Origin of the sequence: Metabacillus niabensis (assembly GCF_020524345.1) — a bacterium.
GTDB lineage: Bacteria > Bacillota > Bacilli > Bacillales > Bacillaceae > Metabacillus > Metabacillus niabensis_B.
This window is the reverse complement of the sequence record NZ_JAIVLH010000004.1, coordinates 263,845-273,533: the sequence shown is the minus strand read 5'-3', so window position 1 is coordinate 273,533 and position 9,689 is coordinate 263,845. Positions and strand designations below refer to the sequence as shown.

Genomic DNA, 9,689 nt, shown 5'->3' with positions numbered 1-9,689 from the left:
CTAGGTGTGTGAGAAGCTTTTTCTTTGGTTATCTTAGGAAATTTATTAATCTTTATAAGAACATTTTAAGAAAATAAAAAAGCTTGTAGAGAAAAACACCCACTTTCTCTACAAGCTGAATAGATCTAAATAGTTTACACTATTTAGATCTATCGTTCTGTATTTTTTTGAGTCGGTCGAAATCGATCATATGCCTTTTTTAATTGGCACAAATAAATCGACCTTGCATTTCCCTTCCGGGTCATCCTCGGGATTGTTCATATTAAATTCAAGATTATATCTATCATAGTCTGCATCATAATCACTATTTGGCAGCCATTGTTCAAATATGAATTGATATGCAAGATTTAATTTTTCAGGTGTATCATAAAATTGATATAAAGCATACAGCCCACTATCTATCATTTTATATTGCATATCATTATGTTTCTTTTTATCAAAATCCTCAGGAATTGTAACACAAGCATCGTGACGACAATTGTAACCTTCCACTAATTTTGGATTGTCTAAAGATATTCCTATAAAACGTTGATTCGGCGGAAAAAGTCCATTATTTACTGCCCAATATATCAATTTCTCCCAATGTTCTTGTGGTTCAAAGTAACTTCCAACACGTCTAATAAATGCTACCTCGCATTCAGGTAACTCTCTTATTGAAATATTTATTTTTCTCAACTCCCCGAATAGATATAACCAATCATCATTTGCTATTCATGTTAATTCGCCATATATATTAAAATCCCTTCTAATCTTCCTTTTTCATATCACCAAAAATATTTTTAAGTACTTCTAAGATTCCTTTAGAATAATCTGATTGTGTCACCTTAGGATGTAAATTCTTAGCTTCTGCAGTTGCATTTGCTAATAAATAGCCATGTTGAACCGTTTTTAGCATGTCTACATCATTACCACTATCGCCAAAAGCAATTGTGTTAGTGATTGGAACTTTGTAATGGTTCATCATAAACTTTACTACCTCTTTTTTACCTGTATACTTAGGAATAAAGTCAACATCAAATGCATCTTCTGGGTCACCTGCATTTGGATTACAACGGTTTATATTTAATCCAATGCCATTTATTTTTGCTAAATGCCTAATTATATTTAAATCATGTTGAGTTTGTGTCTGGGAGCTCATATAGTAGTAATAGTTGAATTTGTAACGCTTTTGACCTAATTGTGTTTGCTCTACAAGTTTTATTCTAAATTGATGATTAAGTTCTCTCACTAACTCCGTTATCTTGTTGCTTGTAAAACTAGAATTCTGTAATCTGCTTACCCATTCTTTATTAGCAATTAATTGACCATTTTCTCTTACATCATAAACTTCAGTTCCTAGGTTACTTGCGATAAAATGAGGACTATAAACCATTTTTGTTCGATTCACTTTATGATCAATCTGATAAAGATCACTACCAGTTATCCATCCAATTTTGACGGCCTGTTCTTTGGAAAGTTTGTTTAGGTACTCCTCTAGCTCATATAAACTGTTCAGTTGCTCTTTTGTACAAGCATGAGGATAATACGTTTCATCAAAATCAAAAAAGATTAAATACTTGATCTCATTAGAAACAGAAAAAGATTTATTAAGTTTAAAATTCATCGTTAACACCCCTATCATTTACGTATTAAAAAGATAAATGATGGGAGCGGTCCCAGGTCAATATTTTTTTTCCGAGGTGCATAATGGTAACTATATATGATATCGCGCGATTAAGCGGTGTTTCAAAATCTACAGTTTCAAGAGTGCTTAATAACCATCCTTACGTTTCAACTGAAAATAGAATGAAGGTCGAAAAAGTTATTGAAGAGTTAAATTATGTACCTAATTCTATTGCTAAGCAATTTCGTCAAAAGCAAACAAAGTGTGTAGGAATCCTCGTCCCTGATATAAATCACCCCTATTTTAGCCAACTAGTTGGTTCCATTTCTTCGGAATGCAACAGAAGAGGATTTAAAACGGTAGTACATCAAACCTTTTTAAGCAAAAAATTAGAAAGAGAAGTCTATACCCAACTTCGGAATAGGGAGTTGGATGGGATTATTTTGACATCTTCGCTTTTTTCAGAAGAAGAGATTGTTGAATGTATACAGAAGGATTTACTTGTTGCTTGTAATGAAGATTTTTCAGGAAACTATTTTGACGTCTTTTGCTTGAACGAGGAAAACGTAACCTTTGAAGCCACTACATATCTTCTTAATAAAGGCTTAACAAAGGTAGGATTCTGCTCAGATAATATCGATACTCCTTCTCAACAAGCGAGATTAAGGGGTTTTATTCTTGCTCATGATAAAAAAGGTATAAATCACACTAAAGATTATCTATTTAATCAAATTTCAACTATAGAAAATGGAATCACATTAGGTGAACGACTTTTCAGAAATCGTTTAGAAATTGAGGGGATGATCGCTGGAAGTGATTTTGTAGCTGCAGGATTAATAAAATCTGCAGAAATACATGACATAAAAATACCACAAGATTTTTCAGTTATCGGTTTTGACAATCATCCTATATCATTGGCTACTACTCCACAAGTTTCTACTATCTGTAATCGCATAAAGGATATGTCTAAAGACTTAGTAGATCATATGGCAAATAAGATGAATGGTTTAAAACAAATTCCTGTCAAAAAAATCTATAACGGAAAAATTATTATTAGGGAATCTAATTAACAAATTGATTAAATTTGCAAGTAATAGATTTACAAATAAATTGGCAGCTACTATTGGAGCATTCATGTTTAATACACTCATAGTATTACATAAGTATATTTTCAACTTTACTTCCTACTTCTTTAACCGTCTACCCATGAAAAAGAGCGCTATTGGCTGCGCTCTTTTTGGAGCTTGCCTTCTATTACACCTAGCACTCTTTTTAACCATCATTATTTGGCAGCATCCTCTGTGAATGTTGTGTGTTCTAAATATTTTTTTCGATAATTCTTTCCCCACTCGTACATTGACTCTAAGATCGGCATTAAGGTCTTCCCTTGTTCGGTTAAAGAGTATTCCACTTTCGGAGGTACAACAGCGTATACTTCACGATGGACGATTAAGTCTTCTTCGAGTTCTCTTAACTGATTGACTAACATACGTTGAGTGATTCCTGGAATCAATGATTTTAATTGGTTGAAGCGCAGTGTTCCATCCTTTCCTAAATGCCACATGATCAGCATTTTCCACTTTCCGCCAATCACTTGTAAGGTTAGTTCTTTTTCACAATTAAATATCTTCTCATCAAAACGGCTCATGGGTTCCTCCTTCGTATACTCAATAGCAGTTAGTATACTTTTATATACTATATGATTTAAAAGTGCGTACTTTTAGTTTTGAACAATTCTAATATAATTGATACTGTAAGAAAACACAAACAGTCGAGGTTAAGGAGGAAATAAGATGAAACTACAACTAGCATTAGATTTAGTTAATATTGAAGAAGCAAAACAAGTGGTGAGTGAAGTTCAGGAATTTATAGATATTGTTGAAATTGGTACACCAGTCGTTATTAACGAAGGATTAAGAGCGGTAAAAGAAGTAAAAGAAGCATTTCCAGACCTTACAGTATTAGCAGATTTAAAGGTAATGGATGCCGGGGGCTATGAAGTGATGAAAGCTTCTGAAGCAGGTGCCGGAATTGTCACAATTCTTGGTGCTACAGATGATGCGACAATTAAAGGTGCGATTGAGGAAGCGAAAAAGCACGGAACAAAAATTCTCGTTGATATGATTAATGTAAAAGATATTGAACAACGTGCAAAAGAAATTGATGGTCTTGGTGTTGATTACATTTGTGTACATACCGGATATGATCTGCAGGCTGAGGGTGAGAATTCTTTTGAACAACTACGCACAATTAAACGCGTTGTATCCAATGCAAAGACTGCTGTAGCTGGCGGTATTAAATTAGAAACACTACCAGAAGTTATTGCAGCCGGGCCTGATTTAGTGATTGTTGGCGGCGGGATCACAGGGAAAGATGATAAGAAAGCTGTCGCATCTGAAATGCAAAAATTAGTAAAAGAAGCTACTTTAGTCTAATCGGGTCAGAATATGGAGACGTCTTATTATCTCTCAAAAGTAGTGGAAGAATTAAACCATTCTGTTCAATATATCACGGATGCTGATGCCGAGAGTTTAGTTCAAGCCATTAGATCCGCAAATAAAGTGTTTGTTGCCGGTGCTGGCCGTTCAGGTTTTATGGGGAAATCATTTGCCATGAGAATGATGCATATGGGGATCGATTCATATGTTGTCGGCGAAACAGTTACCGCTAATATTGCAGAAAATGATTTACTTATTATTGCATCTGGATCAGGAGAAACAAAAAGCTTAGTGTCGATGGCTGAGAAAGCAATAGGTTATGGAGCTAAAGTTTCTGTTGTTACTATCAATCCTGAATCCACTATTGGAAAACTAGCGGATATTGTTGTCAAAATGCCCGGTTCACCTAAAGACCAGGAAACGAGCGAGTATCAAACCATTCAACCAATGGCATCCCTTTTTGAACAAACTTTGTTACTGTTTTTCGATAGTTTAATATTAAGATATATGGAACTAGAAGGATTAACTTCTTCGTCTATGTTTAGTAAACATGCTAATCTCGAATAGCAGAATGTTTTTATAAGCAGAAAGGTAAAGATATCCTACCTTTCTGCACAAAAACATCCTCAATCAAAATGTCTCGCTTTTCTCCTTTTGGAAACAGGCATCTAGCAACTGTCGCTCTTTTTCACGCGATATCCCTGTTTTTCGTTTTGAATCTTGTCTCTCTCTTTCCCATTGATACACATCACGTATGGTTTCTTCAAGGGAACGGAAGGATAGCCCGGCGTCTAAAGCTTTTTTTATGCTAATACTCATTTTCCACGGTTCAGTTTCTCCTTCTAACGGGAAATGTTCTGGGATCCATAACGGCATTTCCGACCACGGTTGTACTTTGTGATCAGATGCAAATTGTTCATCTACCCAGACAAATTCAGCATCTCTGTTTGCCACCGCTTTACACGTGTTTAAAAGCTCTTCCATCGACAATTCATAATCAGGGCCAGTCACATTAAACGTTCCAGCTTTCTTTTTTTGCACCATATCGAACACCCATGTGGCAATATCTCTTACGTCGAGCAGTTGAATTGGACGTTCCGGTCTTCCCGGTACCACGATCTTTCCACCTTCTGCCACTCGCTGAACCCAGTACGGAAGCCTATCCGTATAGTCAAACGGTCCGACAAGCTGCCCTGCTCTGATATGCAACACACGCCCCGGCCAGTATTTCTCTGCCTCTGCTTCACACAGTACTTTTAACGCTCCGTAATGCTCATAAGGAGACATTCTCCCTTCCTCAACGTCTTTCAATATATCTTTCAATCGATCATGTGGGATGGACTGTAAATGATAGTCCTCCGATATATTAGACGGAACCCAATCTTTATAAACAGAGATGCTAGAAATATATGTATAATGGTCAATTGTTTTCCCTAGCACCGCTGCAATCTTTTTCATTTGGTGGGGAGCGAATCCACATGTATCCATAACGACATCCCATTTCCTGTTTTCGAGTTGTGATACATCTCCGTCTCTATCACCGATGAGCTGCTCCACTTCGGAAAACACCTCTTTATTGTTCCCGCGATTAAATAGAGTGATTTCATGCCCTCTTTTTAATCCTTCTTCTACCAATGCTTTTCCTAAAAAACGAGTTCCTCCTAATATAAGAACCTTCATCATTTCCCTCCATTCCTTTCATTGCCTAAAAAATATATTCGTTTTATCTAACGTTTATCCTTCTTATAAGGTTTTTTAAATAACGTTTTTTAGATTAAGGACTGAAATCTAAAGCACTCGCTTGCTGGGAATGCACAAAACATAGAATAAATAGAATCTTGTGACAATTAGCAATTAATGGTTAAATGGAAGTATCATCAATTTTTAATAAATCGACGCTTCATTGGGAGGGGAATCTATTTGAAATCTTTTGAAAAACTACATCCATTATTAAAAAGCTTTGTCGAAAAAGGTCCTGCCGGATGTGCCTGTTCCGTTACCTATCAAGGGCAAACAGTATTTGAAGATTATATTGGCTATGCTGACCTTGAAATGAAAAAACCAATTTTACCAGATACGATTTATAGAATTTATTCAAACACCAAAGTGGTCACATGTGTGGCTGCCCTTATTTTATATGAACGGGGGATGTTTTTGCTGAACGATCCTCTTGAAGAGTATCTTCCTGAATTCAAAGAACTAAAAGTTTACCATAGAAATCAGAACGGAGAGTTGGCTATCATTCCCTCTTCAAAATCAATCAGGATTAAAGATCTTTTCATGATGACCTCTGGTTTAACCTATGGAGGGGAAGGAAATGAAACCGAACGTCAGGTTACATTAGCACTTAATAACTATAACAACGACAAGGGGTCTGAGAATTTAGATGTAAGAACCCTCTCCAAAATACTAAGCGATATTCCACTATCCTTTGAACCGGGAACAAAATGGCACTATGGTTATAGTCATGACGTATTGGGAGCACTAATTGAAGTATTATCCGGTAAATCATTTGGAACGTTTTTAAAAGATGAAATTTTTGATCCCCTGGAAATGAAGGATACATTTTTCAAGGTTCCCGAGGAGAAAAAAGAACGTCTTAGCAGCCTTTATAATCGTAATGAAAATGGGGAGCTAACAATAAATTCTTTAATGGATGGGAATTATCAGCCAGAAGCCAAGTTTGAAAGCGGTGGCGGTGGTTTGCTGTCTACGTTAGGCGACTATAGTCGATTTGCCCATATGTTGGCAAACGGAGGTGAGCTTAACAATGTCAAGATTTTAAGTAGGAAGACGATTGAACTAATGTCCACCAATCATCTACAGCCAGAAGTGTTACCATCCTATAATTGGGACTATCTGAAGGGCTATGGGTATGGATTGGGTGTTAGAGTCATGATCGATCCGGCGTTAGCTGGCAGTAACAGTTCAATCGGAGAATTCGGATGGTGTGGTTTAGCTGGCACGTGGGTCATGATCGATCCAAAAGAAAAGCTTTCTGCTGTGTATATGCAGCAAATGCTCCCTAACTTTGAGGCTTACCATCATCCACGGCTTCGCTCGGTTATTTATAGTTCGATTTGAAAAAAAACGACTTCCCACACTTTTATTGATGAAAAATGAAAATTAACTCCATATGAAGGTGAAGAACGGGCCTCCAACTAAAATCGGAAGCCCGTGTATTTTTTAGGATTATTCTTTCTCCATAAATTTCCAATAATCCATATTCAATAAGTTGGTCTCCCCTTCTCCTTTAAAGATGAAGAAGATATTGCGTGTGCCGCTAACATGTTTGACATTTGTCTCCATCAATTGCCATTCCTGGTCTCCACCAGTCGGGTTAACGTCGAGCGTTCCGATCACCTCACCAACTGGGCTGTCTACGCGAATTTCAATTTCACCGCCGACAGTTGAGGCAATATTTGCTTCAAAAGAGGCAGCACCATTTTTACCGAAATCCGCTTGGGAGACTGCAACCCAATCTCCATTATGGATATCTGTTACATTAAGGTTAATGCTTTCAACCATACTGCCAGGTGCTTGGGATTTCTCAGTTTTAATACCTGCATTCCAGCCGATTGTTTCACCCTCGTTCCGCTTATACGGGTCAAGGTTGGCCACCTGGGATACACCTTTCATATCTGCTTTGACATCTTTCATCTTGCCATTCTCATCATATTCGACCTTATTAATATGAGGAGAACGATAACCTTTCGCTTTGTTCATGGCTTTAGCTACTGTTTGGGCATGGTATGTGATATACGTTTGACCCTTGAACTCAAAGAAATCTTGATGGTTATTTCCTCCGACACCGAAGAAAACCCATGGATTCCTAAGTGCTGTACCCTCATACGTCCACGGTCCCATTGGAGAATCACTTGTCATATACGCAATTTCACCTGTTCCCGGATCATCTTCCTGTCGCACACCAGAGAAGTTCGTACTATAAGAGTAATAGTATTGACCATTTTTCTTGTGCATACCTGATGCTTCGAACAAGAATGGGGCATCAATGACTTGTGGTTCCCCTACGGTATGAATCATGTCATCACTAAGTTTAATGACTCTTGCAGTTGCGGGGTGTTCGGCTTGCTCCTGTGTAGGCGGATTGCCTGGTACTCCTCCACCATAGTACAAATAAGCTTGACCATCGTCATCGACAAAGCCAGCCGGATCAAATAGCCAGGCAACACCTTGAGCTGCAGGATCATTCCGGCCGATTAACGGTTTGCCCAGCGGATCTGTCCAAGGTCCAATTGGGCTATCGGATGTAAGAACACCAATGCCTGATGCGTTATTTGAAAAGTAGAGGAAGAATTTATCTTTTCCATCAATCTCTTTATGTTCAGTGGATACTGCCCATGATTGGGTTGCCCACTTTGCCGCACCATTAGGACCTGCAACTGGAATCGCACCGTGGTCCGTCCAGTTAATCATATCATCAGAAGAGATGACATTAACCGTGTTGATTTTGCTATAAGTATTATCTATGAGATTTAAGTTTGCATCATATTCGAATTCATCGTTGGTCATATAAATATAAACTCGACCATCATAGACCATCGCATGTGGATCAGCACCAAATTTATGGCTCATCAGCGAATTGGCATAACCAGGAATTTTTGCAATCGCATCTGTATCCAATTGTTTCAACCCAATGTTGGCCACTGCTTCATCTACGGAATAGACAATATCCTTGCCATTTCTACTTTCGGCTGTAATAGAATTGGTTCGGATAACATCGGTCCGGTCGGATGTCACAAAATCTTTTACTTTTAATTTGATTGTTGCGAATAAATCTGACCCTTTATGCGCAAAACTCACATTCCCACCCTTAACTTGAAGATTTAAATTGTCCTTTGAATACGTATAAGAACTGGCTCCCCCCATAATGTTCTTCGAATTGAACTCTACCCCAGTAACAGTTAGACTATCAGGAATATGAAAAGATGCATGTAATGATGTGTATTTTCCTTTTGCCAGTTCATCTAATTTCACTTGAACTTCTAGTTCTATATTTGGTGCCCCAATGACTTCAGGAACATCATCCAACACAGCATTCATGATTTGTTCCGCTGAATTTGTACTTGCCAGCTTATTTTCAACATGACTTTCATTTTGCTGCGCCGATGCAATCGACCCATTACTTGGCACAACGTTTAATAGCATGGAAGAAGCCGCAGTAAGGGCTAACAATTTTTTATACACCATTATACATCTCCTTCATTAATATTTAAAAACCTTATCCATATAGCTGCGGTTGTATTTCAAACCGCTGTCAACTCCTGAGTCCCTTATATACTCATTTAACAATCTACCTTTTATCTTTGGGAACACCTCCTAAAAGTCAGCATATTGTAAAAGCAGTTGATTGCTGACTTGCCTTGTTTAGAAGAACAATTATTTACTTAATTTCTCTTGAAAAGACTTGAACACTTTAGAATTATAAAGCGTTTACATTTGAATAAAAATGGAAAATATTTAGAATAAACTATAAATTTCTTTGGATGAAATAAAGAATCTAGTAAGATAAGTAGAGAATATTTAGAAAAAATTGTGTTTTTTTATGCTTTATAAAATTCATCTTAACGGACAAGTTTAGTGATAAAAATAATTTATCTGGCAAAGCCACTGTTAAAGACTACAAT

General features: G+C 37.2%; 9 protein-coding genes. 4 read left to right on the top strand and 5 right to left on the bottom strand.

Annotated elements, in window-relative coordinates; translation table 11 throughout:
* Nucleotides 1–186: 186 nt before the first annotated feature.
* Nucleotides 187–666, bottom strand: coding sequence for an AraC family transcriptional regulator (locus tag LC095_RS07590; RefSeq protein ID WP_226527606.1), 480 nt, complete (start codon nt 664–666; stop codon nt 187–189).
* A gap of 79 nt (nt 667–745) precedes the next feature.
* The gene (locus LC095_RS07585; protein ID WP_226527589.1) at nt 746–1,603 is read right to left on the bottom strand and encodes an HAD-IIB family hydrolase; all 858 of its coding nucleotides are present in this window, start codon (nt 1,601–1,603) and stop codon (nt 746–748) included.
* A gap of 83 nt (nt 1,604–1,686) precedes the next feature.
* On the opposite strand from LC095_RS07585, the gene LC095_RS07580 reads away from it, so the two are divergent.
* A complete protein-coding gene (locus tag LC095_RS07580; RefSeq protein WP_226527588.1) occupies nt 1,687–2,673 on the top strand; it encodes a LacI family DNA-binding transcriptional regulator in 987 nt (328 codons plus the stop codon).
* A 212-nt stretch (nt 2,674–2,885) separates the two neighbouring features.
* Here the strand turns inward: LC095_RS07580 and LC095_RS07575 are convergent, their stop codons facing one another.
* Nucleotides 2,886–3,251, bottom strand: coding sequence for a winged helix-turn-helix transcriptional regulator (locus LC095_RS07575; RefSeq protein WP_078431043.1), 366 nt, complete (start codon nt 3,249–3,251; stop codon nt 2,886–2,888).
* Nucleotides 3,252–3,396: 145 nt separating this feature from the next.
* On the opposite strand from LC095_RS07575, the gene hxlA reads away from it, so the two are divergent.
* Both hxlA and hxlB read left to right on the top strand, forming a co-directional pair.
* Nucleotides 3,397–4,038 carry a 3-hexulose-6-phosphate synthase gene (hxlA, locus tag LC095_RS07570; protein ID WP_226527587.1) on the top strand — a complete coding sequence of 214 codons (642 nt, stop codon included), beginning with the start codon at nt 3,397–3,399 and terminating at the stop codon, nt 4,036–4,038.
* A gap of 12 nt (nt 4,039–4,050) precedes the next feature.
* On the top strand, nt 4,051–4,608 hold the full coding sequence (gene hxlB / locus LC095_RS07565; protein WP_226527586.1) for a 6-phospho-3-hexuloisomerase: 558 nt from the start codon (nt 4,051–4,053) through the stop codon (nt 4,606–4,608).
* 63 nt (nt 4,609–4,671) lie between these two features.
* Here the strand turns inward: hxlB and LC095_RS07560 are convergent, their stop codons facing one another.
* On the bottom strand, nt 4,672–5,721 hold the full coding sequence (locus LC095_RS07560; protein WP_226527585.1) for an NAD-dependent epimerase/dehydratase family protein: 1,050 nt from the start codon (nt 5,719–5,721) through the stop codon (nt 4,672–4,674).
* A gap of 240 nt (nt 5,722–5,961) precedes the next feature.
* On the opposite strand from LC095_RS07560, the gene LC095_RS07555 reads away from it, so the two are divergent.
* The gene (locus LC095_RS07555) at nt 5,962–7,125 is read left to right on the top strand and encodes a serine hydrolase domain-containing protein (protein WP_226527584.1); all 1,164 of its coding nucleotides are present in this window, start codon (nt 5,962–5,964) and stop codon (nt 7,123–7,125) included.
* Between the two features lie 108 nt (nt 7,126–7,233).
* Here the strand turns inward: LC095_RS07555 and LC095_RS07550 are convergent, their stop codons facing one another.
* Nucleotides 7,234–9,252, bottom strand: a complete 2,019-nt coding sequence (locus tag LC095_RS07550; protein WP_226527583.1) for a glycoside hydrolase family 43 protein — start codon at nt 9,250–9,252, stop codon at nt 7,234–7,236.
* Nucleotides 9,253–9,689 lie beyond the last annotated feature (437 nt).

What these genes read in the sequence shown, in the direction of transcription:
- LC095_RS07560 (WP_226527585.1), bottom strand. Translation starts at nt 5,721, where the DNA reads ATGAAGGTTCTTATATTAGGAGGAACTCGTTTTTTAGGAAAAGCATTG.
- hxlA (WP_226527587.1), top strand. Translation starts at nt 3,397, where the DNA reads ATGAAACTACAACTAGCATTAGATTTAGTTAATATTGAAGAAGCAAAA.
- LC095_RS07575 (WP_078431043.1), bottom strand. Translation starts at nt 3,251, where the DNA reads ATGAGCCGTTTTGATGAGAAGATATTTAATTGTGAAAAAGAACTAACC.
- LC095_RS07580 (WP_226527588.1), top strand. Translation starts at nt 1,687, where the DNA reads ATGGTAACTATATATGATATCGCGCGATTAAGCGGTGTTTCAAAATCT.
- LC095_RS07550 (WP_226527583.1), bottom strand. Translation starts at nt 9,252, where the DNA reads ATGGTGTATAAAAAATTGTTAGCCCTTACTGCGGCTTCTTCCATGCTA.
- LC095_RS07585 (WP_226527589.1), bottom strand. Translation starts at nt 1,603, where the DNA reads ATGAATTTTAAACTTAATAAATCTTTTTCTGTTTCTAATGAGATCAAG.
- hxlB (WP_226527586.1), top strand. Translation starts at nt 4,051, where the DNA reads ATGGAGACGTCTTATTATCTCTCAAAAGTAGTGGAAGAATTAAACCAT.